This window comes from Pigmentiphaga humi (genome assembly GCF_900606115.1).
GTDB lineage: Bacteria > Pseudomonadota > Gammaproteobacteria > Burkholderiales > Burkholderiaceae_B > Pigmentiphaga > Pigmentiphaga humi.
The window spans coordinates 472,683-491,501 of record NZ_UWPJ01000005.1 but is presented as its reverse complement, the minus strand read 5'-3'; the positions used below and the strand labels follow the sequence as shown (position 1 = coordinate 491,501).

General features: G+C 66.3%; 19 protein-coding genes. 3 read left to right on the top strand and 16 right to left on the bottom strand.

Features of this window, described 5'->3' with window-relative positions:
- Positions 1–3: 3 nt before the first annotated feature.
- The 9 genes from PIGHUM_RS02570 to PIGHUM_RS02535 all read right to left on the bottom strand — a co-directional run bounded on the left by PIGHUM_RS02570 (position 4) and on the right by PIGHUM_RS02535 (position 11,376).
- The gene (locus PIGHUM_RS02570; protein ID WP_124077668.1) at positions 4–1,404 is read right to left on the bottom strand and encodes a tetratricopeptide repeat protein; all 1,401 of its coding nucleotides are present in this window, start codon (positions 1,402–1,404) and stop codon (positions 4–6) included.
- Positions 1,405–1,537: 133 nt separating this feature from the next.
- Positions 1,538–4,177 carry a PKD domain-containing protein gene (locus PIGHUM_RS02565; RefSeq protein WP_124077667.1) on the bottom strand — a complete coding sequence of 880 codons (2,640 nt, stop codon included), beginning with the start codon at positions 4,175–4,177 and terminating at the stop codon, positions 1,538–1,540.
- 65 nt (positions 4,178–4,242) lie between these two features.
- On the bottom strand, positions 4,243–7,017 hold the full coding sequence (locus tag PIGHUM_RS02560) for a TonB-dependent receptor (RefSeq protein ID WP_124077666.1): 2,775 nt from the start codon (positions 7,015–7,017) through the stop codon (positions 4,243–4,245).
- 108 nt (positions 7,018–7,125) lie between these two features.
- The gene (locus tag PIGHUM_RS02555) at positions 7,126–8,139 is read right to left on the bottom strand and encodes a FecR domain-containing protein (protein WP_160142116.1); all 1,014 of its coding nucleotides are present in this window, start codon (positions 8,137–8,139) and stop codon (positions 7,126–7,128) included.
- On the bottom strand, positions 8,136–8,642 hold the full coding sequence (locus PIGHUM_RS02550) for a sigma-70 family RNA polymerase sigma factor (RefSeq protein WP_124077664.1): 507 nt from the start codon (positions 8,640–8,642) through the stop codon (positions 8,136–8,138). Before PIGHUM_RS02550 ends, PIGHUM_RS02555 begins: the two co-directional genes overlap by 4 nt.
- A 195-nt stretch (positions 8,643–8,837) precedes the next feature.
- Positions 8,838–9,053, bottom strand: a complete 216-nt coding sequence (locus tag PIGHUM_RS02545) for a DUF4351 domain-containing protein (protein ID WP_124077663.1) — start codon at positions 9,051–9,053, stop codon at positions 8,838–8,840.
- Positions 9,054–9,170: 117 nt separating this feature from the next.
- Entirely contained in the window at positions 9,171–9,881 is a 711-nt protein-coding gene (gene queC, locus PIGHUM_RS02540) for a 7-cyano-7-deazaguanine synthase QueC (protein ID WP_124077662.1), read from the bottom strand.
- On the bottom strand, positions 9,881–10,042 hold the full coding sequence (locus PIGHUM_RS24010; protein WP_187697737.1) for a DUF6726 family protein: 162 nt from the start codon (positions 10,040–10,042) through the stop codon (positions 9,881–9,883). Before PIGHUM_RS24010 ends, queC begins: the two co-directional genes overlap by 1 nt.
- A gap of 95 nt (positions 10,043–10,137) precedes the next feature.
- Positions 10,138–11,376 carry an MFS transporter gene (locus tag PIGHUM_RS02535; RefSeq protein ID WP_124077661.1) on the bottom strand — a complete coding sequence of 413 codons (1,239 nt, stop codon included), beginning with the start codon at positions 11,374–11,376 and terminating at the stop codon, positions 10,138–10,140.
- Between the two features lie 110 nt (positions 11,377–11,486).
- On the opposite strand from PIGHUM_RS02535, the gene PIGHUM_RS02530 reads away from it, so the two are divergent.
- A complete protein-coding gene (locus PIGHUM_RS02530; RefSeq protein ID WP_124077660.1) occupies positions 11,487–12,269 on the top strand; it encodes an AraC family transcriptional regulator in 783 nt (260 codons plus the stop codon).
- 7 nt (positions 12,270–12,276) lie between these two features.
- On the opposite strand, the gene PIGHUM_RS02525 is transcribed toward PIGHUM_RS02530, so the two are convergent.
- Entirely contained in the window at positions 12,277–13,254 is a 978-nt protein-coding gene (locus PIGHUM_RS02525) for a Bug family tripartite tricarboxylate transporter substrate binding protein (RefSeq protein WP_246012870.1), read from the bottom strand.
- A 61-nt stretch (positions 13,255–13,315) separates the two neighbouring features.
- Complete coding sequence (locus tag PIGHUM_RS02520) at positions 13,316–14,209, bottom strand: MBL fold metallo-hydrolase (protein ID WP_124077659.1); 894 nt, start codon at positions 14,207–14,209, stop codon at positions 13,316–13,318.
- A 115-nt stretch (positions 14,210–14,324) separates the two neighbouring features.
- Here PIGHUM_RS02520 and PIGHUM_RS02515 point away from each other — a divergent pair, with 115 nt between their 5' ends.
- Both PIGHUM_RS02515 and PIGHUM_RS02510 read left to right on the top strand, forming a co-directional pair.
- Positions 14,325–15,284, top strand: coding sequence for a LysR substrate-binding domain-containing protein (locus PIGHUM_RS02515; RefSeq protein WP_124077658.1), 960 nt, complete (start codon positions 14,325–14,327; stop codon positions 15,282–15,284).
- Between the two features lie 109 nt (positions 15,285–15,393).
- Entirely contained in the window at positions 15,394–16,206 is an 813-nt protein-coding gene (locus tag PIGHUM_RS02510; protein WP_124077657.1) for a DODA-type extradiol aromatic ring-opening family dioxygenase, read from the top strand.
- 129 nt (positions 16,207–16,335) lie between these two features.
- Here the strand turns inward: PIGHUM_RS02510 and PIGHUM_RS02505 are convergent, their stop codons facing one another.
- From PIGHUM_RS02505 to PIGHUM_RS02485, 5 genes are all read right to left on the bottom strand, one after another.
- Positions 16,336–16,578, bottom strand: coding sequence for a hypothetical protein (locus PIGHUM_RS02505; RefSeq protein ID WP_124077656.1), 243 nt, complete (start codon positions 16,576–16,578; stop codon positions 16,336–16,338).
- Positions 16,579–16,782: 204 nt separating this feature from the next.
- Positions 16,783–17,079 carry a hypothetical protein gene (locus tag PIGHUM_RS02500; protein ID WP_124077655.1) on the bottom strand — a complete coding sequence of 99 codons (297 nt, stop codon included), beginning with the start codon at positions 17,077–17,079 and terminating at the stop codon, positions 16,783–16,785.
- Positions 17,063–17,599 (bottom strand): hypothetical protein, encoded by a 537-nt coding sequence (locus tag PIGHUM_RS02495; protein WP_124077654.1) that lies wholly within the window; start codon positions 17,597–17,599, stop codon positions 17,063–17,065. The genes PIGHUM_RS02500 and PIGHUM_RS02495 overlap by 17 nt, the downstream gene beginning before the upstream one ends.
- Before the next feature lie 21 nt (positions 17,600–17,620).
- Positions 17,621–17,803 (bottom strand): hypothetical protein, encoded by a 183-nt coding sequence (locus PIGHUM_RS02490; protein ID WP_124077653.1) that lies wholly within the window; start codon positions 17,801–17,803, stop codon positions 17,621–17,623.
- 191 nt (positions 17,804–17,994) lie between these two features.
- Complete coding sequence (locus tag PIGHUM_RS02485) at positions 17,995–18,732, bottom strand: hypothetical protein (protein WP_124077652.1); 738 nt, start codon at positions 18,730–18,732, stop codon at positions 17,995–17,997.
- Positions 18,733–18,819 lie beyond the last annotated feature (87 nt).

Genomic DNA, 18,819 nt, shown 5'->3' with positions numbered 1-18,819 from the left:
CCGCTACGACGGCGCGCGCTGCGCCGCCTCGCGCAGCCGCGCCGCACGCTCGGCGTACTTTGAGGCTTCGCTGCCGCGGCCCTGGCTGCGATACAGCGCCTCCAGATTCTCCAGCACCGGCAGCAACTGCCCGTCGTCCGGGCCGACCGCCCGCTCCATCAGCGCCAGCGCACGCTGGAACAAAGGCTCGGCCTGCGCGAAGCGGCGCTGGCGATAGATGTAGCCGGCCTGGTAGTTCACCGCGCGAGCCTGCCCCAGCAGCGCCTCGGGTTCATCGCCATGCGCCGCATAGATGTCCAGCGCACGCTGGTGCAGGGGCTGCGCGGCCTTCGCATCCCCCTGCCGCTCCAGGCCCTGCGCCTGGTTGGCGACGATGCGCGCCGCGTCCAGGCTGTCCGGGCCGGCTTGCGCTTCCACCAGCGCCAGCGCCCGCGTCCACAGCGCCTGCGCCTGGACGTAGTCGGCGTGCTCGAGCCGGCGCAACGCCAGTTCGTTCAAGTGGCCGGCCAGCGCGAGGCTGTGCGGGTCCGACGCTTCGAGCAGGGCCACCGCGCGCTGCCGCAGCGGTTCGGCCGCGCCGGACTGGCCTTGCCGTTCCAGCAGTTCGGCCAGCAAGGTCAGCCCGCGCACCCGCGCCGCCTCGTCAGGCTGCGCGTCGCGCAGCGCCAGGGCCTGCTCCAGCGCCTGCCTGGCGCCCGGCGCATCGCCCGCCGCTTCCCGCTCTCGCGCCCGCCGCTCCAATGCGGCCGCGCGTTCGCCATCGGGCAATCCCGCTTCGTCGGTCCGCAGCTGCGCATCGTAAGCGCGCGCCTGCCCCGCGTGGCCCAATTCCGCATGCACTCGCGCCAGCGCCGCCAGCGCCTGCGCGCGCAGCGCCTGGCCGTCCTGCAACGCCTCGGCGATCTCCAGGCTGCGCGCGTAAGGCGCCAGCGCTTCCTCGCCGCGACCCAGGCGATCCAGCGCATGGCCCAGGTTCAGCGCCAGCGTGGCCGTGTTGATGTGGGCGCCCAGCGACCGCTCGCTGATCGCCAGCGCTTCGCCCAGCAACCGGGCGGCGCCCTCGCCATCTCCACGCGCCTGGCTGACCATGGCCAGCAGGTTCAGGCTGCTCGCCTCGAAGGGGCCGGTCTGGCCCTGACCGGCTCGCGCCGCGGCCAAGGCCTGCTTGCCCGCCGCCTCGGCCTGGTCCAGTTCCCTGGCCTGGTAGTGGCTCACGGCCTGTTCGTACAGGTCTTTCCATTGCGTTTCGGATGCCGCGGCGGGTTTTCCGCCATCCGGCCCGGCAGCCGGAGCAGCGGTGCTGCGCGCCGACGGCGCGCCGGCCGCCGCGGCGGCCGGTGGCGCGAATGCGGCGGCGGCAGCGGCCGCCAACGCCAGCGAAATGGCGAGATCGAATATTTTCATCGCGGGGCAAAGCAAAAAACGAAAAGAAGCGGTCGACGACAGGGATGGGCGCACAACACGCTCGTTCCTGCCGATGACCGCCGAGGCAGCCGCCCGGGAAGGGCGGCCATGCATGAGCTGATACCGCTGCGGGCTATCGTACCGCGGCAGCCGAATAATCGAATGTCCAAGCCGGCCTTTCGGCGATCTTGAACGCCCATGACAGGCTCGAGAATCTCTCCACCAGCGTCGCCGACGTGCTCTGCATGGTCTGGCTGACCGGCCACACCAACTGGAACTCTACGCTCTGGCCCCGCTTGATCACCTGGTTATTGGACAAGCCGACGAAGCGCGGCTTCTCCACGCCGGTCGAATCGCTCGCCTGCAGTCCGGTAATGGTGTAGTCGCCGCCGTACGCGGTAAGCCGATAGGTTGCCAGCACGAGGTCCGTGCCCAGATATTCGTCGATCCGGGGCTCCAAGGTGGCATACAGCGAGAAGGGCAGAACCGGACGCCGGTTCGCCTGCGGCAAGCCGAACGTGGGGAAAGTCACCTGCGGCGTGTCGGCGGGATTGGTCTGCCGGATCACGATTTTCTGCTCGTTGTTGGACCAGTCGTGCGACTTCTTGAGGTCTTCGAGCAGCAGGCTCGGATAGTTCTCGCGCTTGGCGGTCGGCACCGTCACCGCATAAGGCCCCACCCTGTCGGTGCCGTCGGATACGAAGAACTCCAGCCGGTAGTCTCCGGGCACGGACGGCGCCAGGGTGACGCTCGGGCACTCCCAATCGCGGAAGGCCAGCAGCTTGTTGATGTGGTCGGTGTAGGTCGTACCGGAGGACGCCATGCCGGCATCGTTCACATTCAGTCCGTTGTTGCACAGATTGCCTGTCGCGGGATAGCGGAACGCGTTGCCGGTGGGCTCCTGCACCAAGGTGCCCAGGACGGTCAACGGATCGTCTTCCGGATCGACGGCGTTGACGCCCGCGCTGAACGACAGCCAGTTCTCGAATTCGTCGGTGTGCTTCGTCAAGCTATTGGTATAGCTGAACTTGTCGCCGCGGTAGCCGATCACCATGGGCTGCTCGCTGGTGTAGTTCACCGGCACGTCGAGCCGGACCACCGGCGCATAGTTGGTGGACTTGGCCTTGAACGTAACCTTGGCGACGTTGGTGCCGGGAAAGCCGTGGCTGTCCTTGACCGTCAGCGCCGCAGTGTAGTAACCCGGCTTGTCGGCCGTCAGCGTGGGCCTGACCGTCGTGGCGCCGTTCAGCACGGCGGTGCTGCCGTCCGGCCTGTCGAGCAGGGTCCATGCATAGTCCAGCCGGTTGCCGTCGGGGTCGGAACTGCCGCTGCCGTCGAGAGTGACGATGGATCCGGCCGCCACCGTCGTGTTGCGCGCGGCAAGGCCGGCGGACGCTGCCGGCGCGCGATTGGCGCCCAGCCTGACGGTGTAGGTCTGGCGCACGGACGCGCCGAGGGCCTGGCCGTCGGAGGCCTGTACTTCGATGACGTATTCGCCATCCACGTTGGGCGTGAAAACGCTGCTGAAATAGCTGGTGGTGAACGTGGAGCCGGTCTCCGGATCGAAGCCGCTCGGATAGCTGATCCACTTCCATTGATACTTGAGCGAATCGCCGTCTATGTCGTAGCCGGCCTTGTCCGACATGAAATTCGCCTTGGCCCCGCGCTCGATCTCATAGGTGGCGTTGGTGTAGGGCGGCAGGGGAGACACCATCGTCGGCGGCGTGTTCGCCGCTCCCTCGGGCTTGGTCACGTGGACATAGAACGACTTGGTGGTGCGAGCCACCCCATCGTAGATGTACAGGGTGATGGCATACCGGTAGGAAATCGCCATATCCGGCGTGAACGAGGCCACCGCGGTCGTGGCGCCGGACAGGACCGACTTCGATCCGTTCGGCACGCCGGGAGAAGCGCCATTGGCGAACTCCCAGCGGTACTGCAGATGGCTGTTGTTGCCCGGACTATCGGGATCGGCACTGCCCGATGCATCCAGCGTGACGGTTTGGCCGCGCACCACCGTAATGGCGTCCTTGACCTCCTCGCCGCCGAACTTGACGACGGCCACCGGCGGCACGTTGGATTTGACGACGTTGATGACGACCTCGTCGGATTTGCTGATCCTGTTGCCGTAACGCACGACCAGCGTGGCGCGATAAGTGCCTTCCTTGTCGGCCGTGAAGCGGGGCTCGGCCAGCGTGGCGTCATCCAGCGCCGCCTTGCTGCTCTCCGGCACCTGGGCCAGCGACCACTGGTAGGACAGGCCTGCCAGGTCGCCGTTCGTGGGGGGCTGGCTACGCGTGCCATTGAGTTGCACGGTGCCGCCGGTGAGCTGGTCGTACAGACCCACGGTGGCCGCCACCGTGGTGATGTCCGTGCCCGCGTTGGCCACCGGGTCGGTGCTGCTGGCGGTAAAGACCGCCAGCGCGGCCGTGCTGTCGGCCTTGCCGTCGTTGACGGTGAGGCTCAACCGGTACTCGCCGGCCAGATCCGGCGTGAAAGTGGCCGTACTGCGGCTGGCGCTGTCGAGCGCGGCGGCACTGTCGGCCGGCTTGTCCAGGCTCCAGCGATAGGTGAACGCGCCGCCGCTGCTCGACTGCGCCTCGCCGCGGGCGGTCACCGCGGCGCCGACTTCCACCGTCGCGCGGTCCGGGCTGATCGTAACGGTGGGCGGCGCGGTCGAGACGCGGTCGCCGCCGTCCCCCCCTCCGCCGCAGGCGGCCAGCAGCAGCGTCGTGCCCAGCCCCATGAATAGATTGCGTAACAGGAATCTCATGACAAGTGCTTCCTTTGCTCGAGGTAAACGTGAAGGGATTCGGTGGGCATGCAGGCGCCTGCCTTCTAGAACTGCAGAGTGACGCCGAGCCGGGCGGTTCGTCCCGGCGCGGGCACCATGCCCAGGCTCAGGGCATCCAGGTAATAACGGTCGGTCAGGTTGTCGATGTTGAAATCGATGCTGAGCCGGTCGCTGACCTTGTAGCTGGCAAACAGGTCGTAGATCCGGTAGGCGTGCCATTCGATGGGCGAGGCGAACGCAATCCCGCCGGTGGCCGTCTGGTTGTCGTACTCGGGCACGCGGTTGCGCTGGCCCATGAACGTGCCGCGCAGGCCCAGCGTGAGCTTGCGGTCGAACAGGCGTGCGCCGACGAGCAGCGAGGCGTGCCAGTTGGGCGGGATCATGTTGTTGATGTAGCTGGCGGCGATGCCGTAGTCGGTGCAGGGCTCGCGGCGGTAGCTGCCCGTCAGGCAGGTCTCGATCTTGGTGTAGCGCGTGGCGCCGAACTGGGTGAACAGATAGCCCACGTCGTAGGATCCGGACAGTTCCACGCCGTTGAACGTGGCCTTGTCGATGTTGCGCATGCGGAAGAATCCGGAATTGACGCCGGTGCTGGTGTCTTCCCAGGTATTGGGAATGGTCCGCGTCAGGTAGTCGCGCACGGTATTGCGGAAATAGGCCAGCTTGAGGCGGAATTTGTCGTGGCTCTTCCAGAGGCCGTCTTTCAGATAGTTGACGCCGATTTCGCGGTTGTAGGCGTGCTCGGGCCGCAGGTTGCTGTCCAGCGTGGGCGCGGCGGAAAACCCCGACGAACTCTCGAACAAGCTTGGCATGCGCATGGCCTCGGCGTAGCTGCCGTAGAACTGCAGGCCCGCCAGCGGCTCCCAGGTCAGGCTGAGCATGGGCGTGGTGCCGCTTTTCCTGTTGGCGTAGTAGACCGGGTCGCATTGGCCGTCCCCGTCATCGTCGAAGCAGTAACGGCTGTCGTTGTTGATGACGGTGGCGTTGTCGTCGTGCGATTTGAAGCGCATGTAGCGCAGCCCGCCTTCGAAGGTCAGGCTGTCGACCGGCTTCCACTGAAGGCCGGCGAACACGCTGTACTCGCTGCGCGTGCCGTTGCGGAAGAAGTACCGGGGCGCATCCGCGTCCTCGCCGGTGGTGCCGATGTTCTCCCATTGCGCCGAGACGCCGTAGTCCAGCTTGATTTCGCCCCATTGGTGGAAGCGCATGGTGTTCGTCAGGTCCAGCCCCTTGCGCTTGTACTTCTCGGCCGAGTTGTAGGATTCGCCGCCCAGCAGCGCCATGCTTTTCGAATAGTTGCGATTCAGGCTGTCGGTATCGGTCATCCACAGGTTGGCGCGCAGGTCGATGTAATCGTTGCCCGCGGGCTGCCAGTGGTACTTGGCGGTGTAGGTATCGGCGGTCACCTTGCTGTTCTCGGTCTGCTCGATCACGCCGAACCAGATCAGCTGCGAGGGCATCAATTGTCCGTAGGTGCTGCGGTAGCGCAGCCAGCTCAGTTCCAGTTCCTGGTCGTCTGGCAGGTACAGACGGGTCTTGAGCAGCGTCGACTTGCTCTCGTAGTTGCTGTTGACCACGCGTTCGCCGCCGCGGACGCGCGAAGCGCCGGAGAGCTTGGGATATACGTTCGTCCAGAACGCATCCGGCGCGGTGTCCGACAAGTCCAGCGCCGGTGTCGGTCCATGCTCGCCCGCGTAGTAATTGCCCTGGCTGCGCTGGGCATAGGCCGCGACCAGGTCGACCTTTTCCCAGCGCTTGGCGAAGGCCAGACTGCCTGCGTAACTCTTGGGCGTGAACGTGCCGGGCCGGTCCATGGTCGCGTCCGTGCCGTAGATGGACGACAACTCGTGCCCCTCGCACAGCCCGGGCGAAGCGCAGTCCGTGCGGAATCCCGTGCCTCCGCTCAACGGGCCGCCGATGCTGCCGTAGCCCGACCGGGTGCCCGGGTCGGAGGGCGAACCGCTGTTGTTGCCGATGGCCGAGCCGCGCAGGCGCAGTCCTATGGTCTCGCCCGGCCGGACGATGTCGTCCACATTCAGGGTGCGCATGCTGACCAGCCCGCCCACGGCGCCCGCGCCCTGGGCGCTGAGCGTGGGCCCCTTGTTGATCTCGATGCCGCCGATCAAGTCCGGGTCCACGTAGCTGCGCGAAGACACGCCGGAGTACCCGCGCGAGACCGTGGTTTCCTGGCGCGCCCCGTCCACCAGCACCGGCACGCGGCCTTGTCCCTGCATGCCGCGGATGTTGACGTCCAGGCCGCCGCTGTTGCGGTTCTCGCCCACCAGCACGCCGGGCGTGCCCTGGAAAATGTCGCCCACGGAAGTGCCGCGAAAGCGCTCGATATCGTCGCGGCTGATGTAGCTGGACGATCCGGCCGTGCGGTAGGGCGTGTCCTCGGGCTTGATCGCGTCCGCCTGCACGTGGACGGTGCCGAGCTCCACGACGGCGCGGGGCGGCTGCGGCGCGAGTCGCAATGAATAGCCGCCGCCGCGCGCCTCCAGTTCATAGCCGCTGTCGGCCAGCAAGGCCTCGAAACCCTGGCGGGCGGTGTAGCGGCCATGCAGGCCCGGGCTGCGCAGGCCCGCCAATTGCGCCGGATCGAAGGAAAGCGCCACGCCCGCCTGGGCTGCGAACTGCGCCAGCACGTCGCCGAGGGCGCCCGGCCCGATGGCATAGTCCCGGCTTTCGGCCGCCAGTTGCGCGCCGGCTTCCGCCGCCGCCGCGAGGCCGGGCCCGGTTCCCAGAAAAGCGGCCAGCAGGATCGCGGCCAGCGCGCGCGGGACGGATCCGGCGGGCGGGGATGAAGCATGGAACGGCATGATTTCCTTCGGTAGGGTGTCGAAGGGCGTGCACGCTGTGCAGGCCCTACTCTCCCTACCGAACGAGCGGGAAAAAAGTATCACCCGCTGCGCGCGAATCCTGCCGGCTCAATCCCGGCTTGGCCGGACCCCGTGCACAGCCACCCAGTAGGGCGTGCGGCGCACGATGCGCACCGGCATCGTCGCGGCGAGCAGATCCAGGCTGGCATCGATGTCGTGCAAGGGGAAGGCGCCCGATACCCGCAGCGCCGCAACCTCGTCGGCGCTATAGAGCAGGCCGCGCCGATAGCGGCCCAGTTCCACCAGCAATTCGTCCAGGCGCATGCTGCGCGCCGCCAGCATGCCGTGTTGCCAGGCCGTGTCGGCCGGTTCCGCTGGCGCGAGCGGGCTTTTCCAGTTGGCGGAAAACCGCAGGGACTGGCCCGGCGACAGCATCGCGAACGGTTCGGCCTGGCCCGTGCGGCGCAGCGCCACGCGGCCGTCGTAGACCGCCACCCCCGTGGCGGCATCGAACTGGCGCACGGTGTAACGCGTGCCCAGCGCCTGCGCACGGCCCTGCGCCGTCTCCACCAGAAAGGGCCGTTTGACCGGAACCGTATCCGGCGCCGTTTCGACCAGGATCTCTCCCGCCCGCAGCACCACGCGGCGCAGGCGGTCGTCGTAGCGCACGTCGATGGCGCTGCGCGTATTGAGCACGATGCGCGTACCGTCGGGCAGCGCCAGTTCGCGCACCTCGCCCAGCGCGGTGGCGTGATCGGCCAGCAGGAAAGCGGCATCGGCGCCGCCACGCGCGGCAAGCCAGGCCAGCGGCACGGCGCCCGCGCCGGCGACCAGCATGGCCAACGCGCGGCGGCGGCTGCGCCCGCGGGCGTCCGCGGCCAGCTTGGGCAGCACTTCTCTGCCCAGTTCGGGCGGAATCCGGCCCAGCAGTCCGAGCACGTCCTCCGCGCGCCGCCAGGCTTCCTCATGGCGCTGGCTGGCACGGCGCCATGCCAGCAGCGCGCGCTGGTCCCGCGGCGACAACGGCCCGCTCTGGATACGCACCAGCCAGTCGGCGGCCTCGCCCAGCGCCTTGTGGTCGGGGGGCGGCAGGTTTCCGGCAAGCTCGGCGGCGCGGCTCACAGCGTGCTCATGCAGGCAATGAAAGCGCGGCGCATGTGGCGCTTGACCGAGATCTCCGCCATGCCCAGGCGTTCGGCGATCTCGGCATACTTGAGCCCGTCGATGTGGGCCATCAGGAACACCACCCGCACGCGTTCGGGCATGTCGCGCAGCATGCGGTCGATGCGCAGCAGCGCCTCGCGCACCGCGGCCTGGGTCTCGGCCGATGGGGCGCACTGTTCCGGCTGGTTGGCCAGCGCCTCGAGATAGACGCGCGCGACTTCCTGGTGGCGCCAATGGTCTACCAGCAAGGCCTTGGCGATGTGGGTAAGCAGCGCGCGCGGCTCGGCTCCCAGGTCGCCCAGGCTGCGGCGCATTATCAGCCGCATGAAAGTGTCCTGCGCGAAGTCGGCCGCATCGGCCGGACTGTCGACCCGGCGGCGCAGCCAGCCCACCAGCCAGCCGTGATGGCTGGCATAGAGCGCATGCAGTGCGTCCTGTGCGGGTGTGGGAGCGGCGGCCATGCTGTCATCGCATCACCGTGGACGCGATTCAATGATAATGATTCTTATTATTCATGAAAGCGCGGAGCCATGGCAAGCGGCACCTTGCCCATGCGCGCCGCCCTGTTGCGTCGAGGCCGCGTTGCCGCACAGGGAACGAGGCCACAGGCGCGCCGCTTTCGATCGCGCCCCGCGATCGAAAGCCTGAAAACGGCTTCAGCGGAACACGTCGTCCAGGCTGGGCGCATCGAGCACGTTCAGCGACCAGGCTTCGGTCTGCGCCTCCGTGGCCTGCTCCAGCCGCTGGACGACCGCGGGCGGCAGGATGCCGAACTTCTTCATCAGTAGGCGCTTGAGCAACTGGGTCTGGCCTTCCAGCCGCCCTTCCATCCGTGGCCGCAGGGTCCAGTCCCGCGAATGTGCAACTGTCATGGCAAGCTCCGCAATATCGTCGGTGTCAGGCAAGGGGATGTTGGCATGCAAAGCCGGCGGCGGCTATTGCGGCAGGCGTTGGTCCATCTGGGGCGCCCGCAAGGCGCCCGCCCAGCCTCAGCCGCCATCCGCCCCACGGCGCCACCGCGCGTATCCCGCCGCGCGCAGTTCGCAGGCCGGGCAGGCGCCGCAGCCGTAGCCCCAGTCGAAGCGCTTGCTGCGATCGCCCAGGTAGCAGGTGTGGCTGTGCTCGGCCACCACGTCCACCAGGTCGTCACCGCCCAGGTCCTGCGCCATCTGCCAGGTCTGGGCCTTGTCCAGCCACATCAGCGGCGTCTCGAAGGTGAAGCGCCGGCCCATGCCCAGCGACACCGCCACCTGCAGCGCCTTGACGGTATCGTCGCGGCAGTCGGGATAGCCGGAGAAATCGGTTTCGCACATGCCGCCCACGATCACGTCGAGGCCGCGCCGGTAGGCCAGCGCCGCGGCCATGGTGAGAAAGACCAGATTGCGGCCCGGCACGAAAGTGTTGGGCAGGCCGGCGTCCGAGAAGCGGATCTCGCTTTCCCGGGTCAGCGCGGTGTCGCTGATCGCGCCGAGCACGGCCAAGTCGATGGTGTGGTCTTCGCCCAGCCGCTGTGCCCACTGTGGGAAGCGAGTACACACTTCGAACAGTACGTTCAGCCGGGCGTCCAATTCCACCCGATGACGCTGGCCGTAATCGAAGCCGACCGTTTCCACCGCCGCGTAGCGGTCGAGCGCCCAGGCCAGGCATGTGGTGGAATCCTGGCCGCCGGAAAAGAGCACGAGGGCTTTGCGGGCATCCATCAGTCGATCACCGCGGCGCAGGCATCGGTGGGAAGCGCAGCGACGCCGCCCACCAGGGGGACCATCTTGAGGCCGGCGGACGCCACGCGGCACGGCGCGGCCATGACGCCGCAGCCGGATAGCGCGCAGGCGATGCAGACGAACAATAAAAAGGTTTTCATGGAGGGCCGGGGAAAAGCGGGGCGGCATCGCCCCAGGCCGCAACTATAGAACGGACGGGCGCAGGCGGGGTGGCGCCTGCGCCCCGAATCCCGCCTCAGGCGGGCGCGGCGGCCCCTGCCGCGCCGGCGCGCGCCTTGCGCAGGTCCGGCAGGAATACCGTCAGCAAGCCGAGCAGCGGCAGGAACGCGCACAGCTGGTAGACGAACTCGATGCTGGTCACGTCGGCCACCTTGCCCAGCACGGCGGCGCCCAGGCCGCCCATGCCGAAAGCGAAACCGAAGAACAAGCCGGACACCGTGCCCACCTTGCCCGGCATCAGTTCCTGGGCGAACACCAGGATGGCCGAGAACGCCGAGGCCAGGATCAGGCCGATGACGAAACTGAGCACGCCGGTCCAGGCCAGCCCGACGTGGGGCAGCACCAGCGCGAACGGCGCCACGCCCAGGATGGATCCCCAGATGACTTTCTTGCGGCCGATGCGGTCGCCGATGGGGCCGCCCAGGATGGTGCCCAGCGCGACCGCGGCGAGGAAGGAGAACAGATGCAATTGCGCGCTCTGCACCGACACGCCGAAGCGGTGCATCAAATAGAAGGTGTAGTAGCTGGTGAAGCTGGCCATGTAGAAATACTTCGAGAACAGCAGCATCAGCAGCACCGAGATGGCCCCGGTCACCTGCCCGCGCGAGAGGCCGTTCGGGGCCGGCGCCGGCCGGGCCTTGCGCGGGCCGGCCAGGTGCTGGCGCTTGTACCAGGCGCCGATCTGGGTCAGCACCACCATGGCGACCAGCGCCGCCAGCGCGAACCAGGCAATGCTGTCCTGTCCGCGCGGCAGGATGAACCAGGCGGCCAGCACCGGCCCCATCGCGCTGCCGGCGTTGCCGCCGACCTGGAAGATGGACTGGGCCAGCCCGTGGCGGCCGCCGGACGCCAGCCGCGCCACGCGCGAGGATTCCGGATGGAAGATCGACGACCCCATGCCGAGCAGCGCCGCCGCCAGCAGCACGGTCGCATAGTTGGACGCGAACGCGAGCAGCAGGATGCCGCTCATGCTGCACAGCATGCCCACCGGCAGCGAATAGGGCTTGGGCTTGCGGTCGGTGTACAGGCCGATCAGCGGCTGCAGCAGCGACGCGGTCAGCTGATAGAGCAGGGTGATCAGCCCGATCTGCGCAAAGCTGAGCGAGAACTCGCTCTTGAGCAGGGGGTACACCGCCAGGATCAGCGACTGCAGCATGTCGTTCAGGAAATGCGAGAAGCTGATGGCGCCCAGGATCTTGAATCCTGTGCGTTCGGCAGGCACGGCGGGACTGGCCGCGGGAGTGGCGCTTTGCATGATTGTCTCGTTGGACACCCGATCCGGGTTAGGGGTTTGTACGGAGTTTCGTAAGCGTACCCGCAGAGAATCCGCCTGTCTTGCGAAATTCAGGCACCATTCTTCTCGAAATGGACATTCCACCCCCCTCACCCGACTACCGCAAGTACGACCGCCGCGAGCGGCCGGTCACGGCCATGGCCAAGGATTTCCCGGGCGGCCATTCCACCGGCGAACACCAGCACCCCACCGGCCAGCTCATCCACGCCGTGCACGGCGTCATGGTGGTGATCACCGAGCAGGGCCGCTGGGTGGTGCCGCCCACGCGCGGACTGTGGATGCCGCCCTCGGTGCGGCACGAACTGCGCATGGTCGGCGAAGTGCGCATGCGCACCGCCTACGTCCACCCGGGATCGGCCCGCGACCTCCCCGGCCAGTGTGCGGTCATCGCCGTGTCGCCGCTGCTGCGCGAGCTGATCCTGGCCGCCATCGAGATCGAAGGCCCCTACCGCGACGACACCCGCGACGGCCGGGTGATGCGCCTGCTGCTGGACGAGCTCAGGCAATTGCCGACGCTGCCGCTGCGGCTGCCCCTGCCTGCCGACCGGCGGCTGCGCACCATCTGCGGCGCCCTCGTCGCCCAGCCGGACGACAAGCGCACCGCTCAGGAATGGGCCGACGGACTGCGTGTGGACGCCAAGACCGTGCACCGCCTGTTCCTGCGTGAAACCGGCATGACCTTCGGGCAATGGCGCCAGCAGGCCCGCCTGCTGGCCGGACTGGAGCGCCTGGCCAAAGGCGCGCGCATCCTCGACGTCGCGCTGGAACTGGGCTATGCCAGCCCGAGCGCGTTCTCCACCATGTTCAAGCGGCAGTTCGGCGTAACGCCGAGCGCGTTCTTCGGCGCGGGCTAGCGGCGCGTCACTGGCTGAGCGAGATGCCCGATTTGCGCACGATGTCGCGCCAGCGCGGCACCTCCTTGCGCAACTCGGCCTCGAACTGCGCGGGCGTGCCCGTGCCCGGCACGAAACCGGCCTTGAGGAACGCCGCCCGCACTTCCGGCAGCGCCAGCACTTCGTTCAGCGCGCGCGACCACGTCCCGATGACGGCCGGGTCGGTGCCCTTGGGCGCGGCCAGCGCCCACCAGTTGCTCATCACCACGTCGGGCATGCCCGCTTCTGCGGTGGTCGGCACGCTGTCGAGACCGGGGTAGCGCTCGGGAGAAGCGACGGCGAGCACCTTGACCCGGTCCTGGAACGCGGCCGCGACGCTATAGCCGCCGATGTAGAGCTGGACGTCGTTGGCCAGCAGCGCCTGCACGCCCAGCGGCGAGCCGCGGTAGGGCACGTGGGTCATGTTCGCCTGCATCGCGTCGCTGAGCATGAAGGCCGACAGGTGCGGCGTGGTCCCCGCGCCGGGCGAGCCGTAGTTCAGCTTGCCGGCCTGCGCCCGCGCGTACTGTGCGAAACCGGCGTAGTCGCGTGCCGGCACCGCGGCGCTCAGATAGATGAAGGCCGGCACGTCGGCGAGCTTGCCCACCATCGCCAGGTCCGCCAGCGGATCGAAGCCCAGCTTGTCGTACAGGAACTGGTTGATGGCGAAATTGTTGGTGGCGCCGAGCACCAGCGTATAGCCGTCGGGCTTGGCGTTCACGACCTCCTGCACGCCGATATTGCCGCCGGCCCCGCTGCGGTAGTCGACGATCAGGGGCTGGCCCAGACGCTTTTCCAGCATCGGCTGGACCAGGCGGATGGCGGTGTCGCCCGCGGCCCCCGCGGCATAGGGCAGGACGATGCGGACGGGCCGTTCGGGATAGGCGGCCTGCGCGGCGGCGGCGGCGCAGGCCAGCGAAACGGCGGCGGCCCACATAAAGGTATGGCGGCAAAGCGTATCGGTCACGGCTAGACTCCTGCAAACTGCGCCGGCCCCGCCGGCGCGTCGGTTTCGCTCCCCTGCCGGGCTACAGATCGATGCGCATCAGGTCGTGCGCCAGGCGCAGCGGCCCGTCGTAGTTCTTGCGGATGTCGGCGACGATCTCGTCCATCAGGTGCGGACCCATCAGCTCCACCGGCAAATGCTTGGCGGCGGCGCGCTTGAGGACCGGGCTGGTCGAATCGAAGTGGCCGAAGTGCGTGGCCACCAGGCTCTTCACATTGGCGCGCCGGGCGATCTTGCCCAGGTCGGTAGGACTGGTGTGCGAATACGTGCCCACGCCGGTCTTGGCGCGGTGCGCGATGAAGGACTCGGGAAACGTGCACTCGTGGATCAGCAGGTCGGCATCCTGCGCGAGCCGCACCATGGCTTCACAGGGCGCGGTGTCGCCGCTGAACGCGATGACCTTGCCCTCGGCCTCGACCCGCACGCCGAAGCATTCGCAGATCTCGCGCGGGATGTGCTCGACCCAGTCCACGGAAATCTTCACCTTGTCGTCCTGGAACACCACGCCGGGCTGCACTTCGCGCACTTCCGGCCGCGCCGCCTCGATGTTCTCCTGGCGCGCCGGATAACTGCTGCGCGCGCGGAAATCGGCCTGGTAGGCGCCGTGCTCGAACAAATGGTCGACGAAATGGCGCGTGCCCTTGGGCCCCAGCACCAGCGGCGTCCCGGTCTTGTTCAGCATCCAGCTCGAGATGACGAAGTAGGGGTAGTCGCAAATGTGGTCGTGGTGCAGGTGGGTCAGGAACACGAAACCGACCTTGGCCGGATCGATGTTGGCCCGCACCATCTGCCGGGTCGCCCCCTCGCCGCAATCGAACAGGTAGTGGCGGTCCTCGTCCAGCGTCAGCAGGATGGCGGACTGGCCGCGATCGGGATCGGGCAGCGCGGCGCCTGTGCCCAGCATGGTGATCTTCATCGGTGAACCTCGGTAGGAAGTAAGTGGCAATCGGTGAAGGCAGTGTAGGCAGGCAGTGACTACCGGATAATCAATTATTAGAATCAAGTGAAAACCCATTGGAATCACACGCGCCATGGATCCCGACTACCGCGTTCCCTCCGTCCGGCAGATACGCTCGCGGCTGCGGCTGCGCCACCTGGACCTGCTCGAGGCGCTGTACGCCGCTGGCAGCGTGCACAAGGCGGCCGCGCAGCTGGGCATGACCCAGCCCGCGGCCAGCAAGCTATTGGTGGAACTGGAAGAAGCCTTCGGCGTGCCGCTGTTCATCCGCTCGCGCCGCGGCATCGCGCCCACGCCCTACGGCACGGCCCTGGTCCAGAAAGCCGGCGTGCTGCTGGCCGACCTCGAAGGCGCCCGCGAAGAAATCGCTGCCATTACGCGCGGCGCCAAGGGGCGGGTGCGCGCGGGCGTGCTGCAGGTTGCCCAATCCGTGCTGGTGCCGCGCGCGCTGGCGCGCATGCACGAAGAAAACCCCGGCGTCACCGTCATGCTGCACGAAGGCACCAGCGACCTGTTGCTCGCGGGTTTGGCGCGCGGCGAACTCGACTGCGTCATCGGCCGGCTAATGCAGGGCTCGGCCCAGACCGCCTTCCGCACCGAAGTCCTGTACGAAGAACCGATCTATATCGTGGCCCGGGTCGGCCACCCGCTCGCCCGCTCGACCCGCATCACCGCTGCCACGCTGGCGCGCCAGGCCTGGATACTGCCGCCGCCCGACGCGCCGCTGCGCCAGCGCATCGACGCCTACTTCGCCGAACAGGGCTTGGCGCTAGACGTGCCGCTGGCCGAATCGGTCTCCCTGCTCGCCAACGAAATCCTGCTGCGCAGCACCGACGTGCTGTGCGCCATGCCGCGCGGCGTGGCCCAGCACTACGCCCGGCTCGGCGTGCTCACCATCCTGGCGTTCCAGCCGCCCTGGATCCTGCCGCCGGTAGGCGTCGTCATTCGCGCGGACGTCGCGCCCGCGCCTGCGCTCGAACGCTTCCTCCAGGCCGTCCGGCAGGACGCCGCGCGCATGCGCGAGCAGGAATGAAGCCGGGCCTCGATTACCGCCGGCCCCGCAACGCACCATTCCATTTCCGGCGATTGCCTGCGCATCCGCGCGTGCCTATAGTGATACCAGCAAGACAAAGGAACCCGCCATGACCGCCGCCCCAGCCCAACCACGCCTGCCCACCTACTTCATCCCGCATGGCGGCGGCCCCTGTTTCTTCATGGACTGGCCGGGCGATCCGCACATGTGGGACCGCATGGCCGCCTTCCTGCGGGGCATGGCCGCCACCGTCGGCCAGCGGCCCAAGGCCGTGCTGGTGATCTCCGGCCACTGGGAAGAAGCCGCATTCACCGTCAACGCCGGCGAACGGCCGCCCCTGCTATTCGACTACTACGGCTTCCCGCCGCACACCTACGAACTGCAATACCCCGCGCCCGGCTCGCCGGAACTCGCGCGCCGCGTCCAGGCCCTGCTGGGCGAAGCCGGCATCCCCTGCGCATCGGATGCCACGCGCGGCCTGGACCACGGCGTATTCGTCCCATTCAAGCTGATCTACCCCGACGCCGACGTGCCCATCGTCCAGCTATCGATGAAGCAGGGCCTGGACCCGCGCGACCACCTGGCCGCCGGCCGCGCGCTGGCCCCGCTGCGCGACGAAGGCGTGCTCATCGTGGGCAGCGGCATGAGCTTCCACAACATGCGCGGCTTCGCGCCGGCATTCAAGACGGCCTCGCAGCGCTTCGACGACTGGCTGGCGCAGACGGTGGAATTGCCGCGGCCGCAGCGCGAGCAGGCGCTGGAACATTGGCTGGACGCGCCCGATGCGCGTGTGGTTCAACCACATCCTGATCATTTGCTGCCGCTAATGGTGGCGGCGGGTGCGGCACTGGATGATGCGGGGAAACGGGTTTTTCAGGATGAGGTGATGAATGTGGTAGTGTCTGGCAGCCGGTTCGGTTAGGGCTTCACAGTAAAAATACTGAGGTACACGATCAAGGCGAAGAAATACCAGAGTAAAGCCTATGCGGCCATCCACGAGACGATGGAGGCCGACTAATTATCGGGACACCCTCTGCGGCAGGCAATAAACTTACCGGTTTAACGCCTCATTGACCCTGCTTAAAAGACCAGCAATTCGAAACTGAGTCGTAGGGTCGATTTTCTCATTACCTTCGAACGGAGCGAGATAGAAACGCAATTGCATGAATATCTCAATTCCTGACCTTCCGTCATCAATTGCGCTGCGCACCGCCATCGCTTGATCTGGAAATCCTTTCGCCTCGATGCTATCCGCGATGCTCTTGGCTTCAGCATAGTGATCGTAGCCGCTCATATTAGCCTCAATGCCGACCAAAATATTTCATGGCAACGCCATTTCTCGGAAACACGACCTCCATTCCTCCGCCAGGATTTGAACCTATTCCTGGGGTTGGACGATTGACGAAAGGCGTCCCCGGTTTCAACGTCGCAGTCTCGATGAAGTCGAACTTTGCCGCGTTTTCAGGTGGAATGCCGTATCGTGCTGCGTATCCAGGGTTCAGCGGGTGTCTAGTGTCCAAAATTGAGCCTCAGCCGCTTCGCTTTTACCTAATGTCACTAGGCGATAGAGAGTGGCGCCATTCTCGACCGAGAAACGAGCAGCCAAAGCTTCTGGAGCGGAACTTTGAAGTGCTGGTCCCCATGGCGTACCAATCTCGGCGAACGTCGGCACGCTCTCCTGCGCTATATCGCCAAGGTGCTCCAATTTTCCGATGGAGCTGGTTCCCACCTGATAGGCCACGCCGCCAGCAATAGCCGAAGCGGCGACGCCTTTCCAATCAAAACTCGACTCCAATGCCCTGCGTCGCCACCGACTGCATAGCGCCCAGCGCCACCTGGCTAACCGTCTTCCCGAACGTCTGGACTAGGGTCGTGCCCAAAGTCGTCGCTTGCGACAACCCCGCCGTTATTCCAGACTCCACTGCCGCCAGCGCCACACCAGTCCAACTGAACTTGTCCTGAGCGCCCGTCGCCATTGCCGTGACCTGACCGGCTACCGACCCCAGCGCATCGGCTACTGCCCAACCCAGTATTTCGCTTCCCAATAGCGCCGAGGCAGCGTCACTCGTCCATACTGTCACTGCAACACCGACCACCACGGCCAGCATCTGCCCCAACCCGCCACATCCTCCCCGTTCCGGGGGCGGAGGCGCCTCCGGCAGCGTCGAACTCGTATTCCCCAACCCCTTGCCCGGATCATACGGCCGGTACGTCTCCGACGTGTTGCGCACGTTCGTGGCCTTGTTCGGCACACGCAGCGTCGTGCCCGCCACCAGCGTCTCGTTGCCGCTCAACCCGTTCGCATCGGCCAGCATCCACCACTGCGAGGCGTCTCCCTACACCTGCATGGCGATGCTGCGCAGCGTGTCCCCGCCACGCACTGTGTAGCTGCCCGGCGCAGACCCCGGATAGCCGCTGTTGATCGGCAGGTAGTTCTCGTCGAAGTCCGCCCCGGCCGTTGGTTTAAAGCGCTTGTAGTAATCCTCGGCCTTGGTCTGCTCCAGCGTCGTCCGCGCCAACTCCTACGCGTGGTCTACTCCCTGCTGCGCCGTCGCTGCCGACGCCGTGAGATCCGGTGTAGACAAGAAGGGGGCCGCACTGTTGCGACCGGCAGCATACGGATCACTGCGCAGATGACAGCGCGGTCCTCTGCTCGGTTGGAAATATCATGGTGTTGCGCTAGGCGTAAGAGACCTCAACAACCTTGCCATCAACGCGGCGGCGGTGCCAGCTTCACATCGTGACGTAACCTGAAATGCATTGAGACCTCGTAGCGCATGGTTTGGCGTTGTGCTTCGCTCAGATTATTGCCACCAAAGTTCGCGGTTTTGGATACTCCGATCTGGAATATTGCTTTTTCGCTGGTATAGATGCCAATCAGAGCAGATGTACCATTCCGACGACCACTAACAATCTCCTCATGCCCCGCAGCTGCTTCACGTGCAAACTTGGCCTTGGCTTCCTCAGGAGTCAGCAACGTATGAAGCTCTTGCGTCGACCGCTTCCATCCCCCTATCCGCTGTAATTCGGCCTCGCTCGCCGATAGATAAAAGGCACGTATATCTTTGACTTGGGGATTCTGCTGCTCGAAGCGACGCATCACCTGTTTTGCCAAATCTACCGCGGCATTCCAATCGTTCAGAGGCTCCTCACATAGTTTCATACCGATAAATGCCGCATCGGCAAACTGTGCGTTGCCATCGATATTGGCTCGGATTACGCAGCCAACATCAAAATTCAGATCTCCGTCTTCATAGCGCAGGTCGAGTCTGGTCATCAACGGCAGTCGCAGCAATTCGCCTGATTTTCCTGGGACTAGCCCGAGCTCCTTGAGGAATGGATTGCGTTCAACCAATCTCGCAACGGTATCTCCTACTCCCACCACCAGCCGCTGTGACTGCCTGTCGTCTCCGATCACCATCCCATTAATGTCTTGCTTCAAAGTCACGCTGCGATCCTCTGTAGGGCCGCATGCCGCTATACCTGCGACAGCCGTCATCAACGCTCCACCCAGGAGGCTCGTCTTATACCTGCT

Excerpts from the sequence above, each read along its gene's own strand:
- PIGHUM_RS02520 (WP_124077659.1), bottom strand. The coding sequence starts at position 14,209 with ATGAAGATCACCATGCTGGGCACAGGCGCCGCGCTGCCCGATCCCGAT.
- PIGHUM_RS02545 (WP_124077663.1), bottom strand. The coding sequence starts at position 9,053 with ATGACAGTTGCACATTCGCGGGACTGGACCCTGCGGCCACGGATGGAA.
- PIGHUM_RS02530 (WP_124077660.1), top strand. The coding sequence starts at position 11,487 with ATGGACATTCCACCCCCCTCACCCGACTACCGCAAGTACGACCGCCGC.
- PIGHUM_RS02495 (WP_124077654.1), bottom strand. The coding sequence starts at position 17,599 with ATGCTGGCCGATGCGAACGGGTTGAGCGGCAACGAGACGCTGGTGGCG.
- PIGHUM_RS02510 (WP_124077657.1), top strand. The coding sequence starts at position 15,394 with ATGACCGCCGCCCCAGCCCAACCACGCCTGCCCACCTACTTCATCCCG.
- PIGHUM_RS02560 (WP_124077666.1), bottom strand. The coding sequence starts at position 7,017 with ATGCCGTTCCATGCTTCATCCCCGCCCGCCGGATCCGTCCCGCGCGCG.
- PIGHUM_RS24010 (WP_187697737.1), bottom strand. The coding sequence starts at position 10,042 with ATGAAAACCTTTTTATTGTTCGTCTGCATCGCCTGCGCGCTATCCGGC.
- PIGHUM_RS02505 (WP_124077656.1), bottom strand. The coding sequence starts at position 16,578 with ATGAGCGGCTACGATCACTATGCTGAAGCCAAGAGCATCGCGGATAGC.
- PIGHUM_RS02570 (WP_124077668.1), bottom strand. The coding sequence starts at position 1,404 with ATGAAAATATTCGATCTCGCCATTTCGCTGGCGTTGGCGGCCGCTGCC.
- PIGHUM_RS02515 (WP_124077658.1), top strand. The coding sequence starts at position 14,325 with ATGGATCCCGACTACCGCGTTCCCTCCGTCCGGCAGATACGCTCGCGG.
- PIGHUM_RS02535 (WP_124077661.1), bottom strand. The coding sequence starts at position 11,376 with ATGCAAAGCGCCACTCCCGCGGCCAGTCCCGCCGTGCCTGCCGAACGC.
- queC (WP_124077662.1), bottom strand. The coding sequence starts at position 9,881 with ATGGATGCCCGCAAAGCCCTCGTGCTCTTTTCCGGCGGCCAGGATTCC.
- PIGHUM_RS02550 (WP_124077664.1), bottom strand. The coding sequence starts at position 8,642 with ATGGCCGCCGCTCCCACACCCGCACAGGACGCACTGCATGCGCTCTAT.
- PIGHUM_RS02565 (WP_124077667.1), bottom strand. The coding sequence starts at position 4,177 with ATGAGATTCCTGTTACGCAATCTATTCATGGGGCTGGGCACGACGCTG.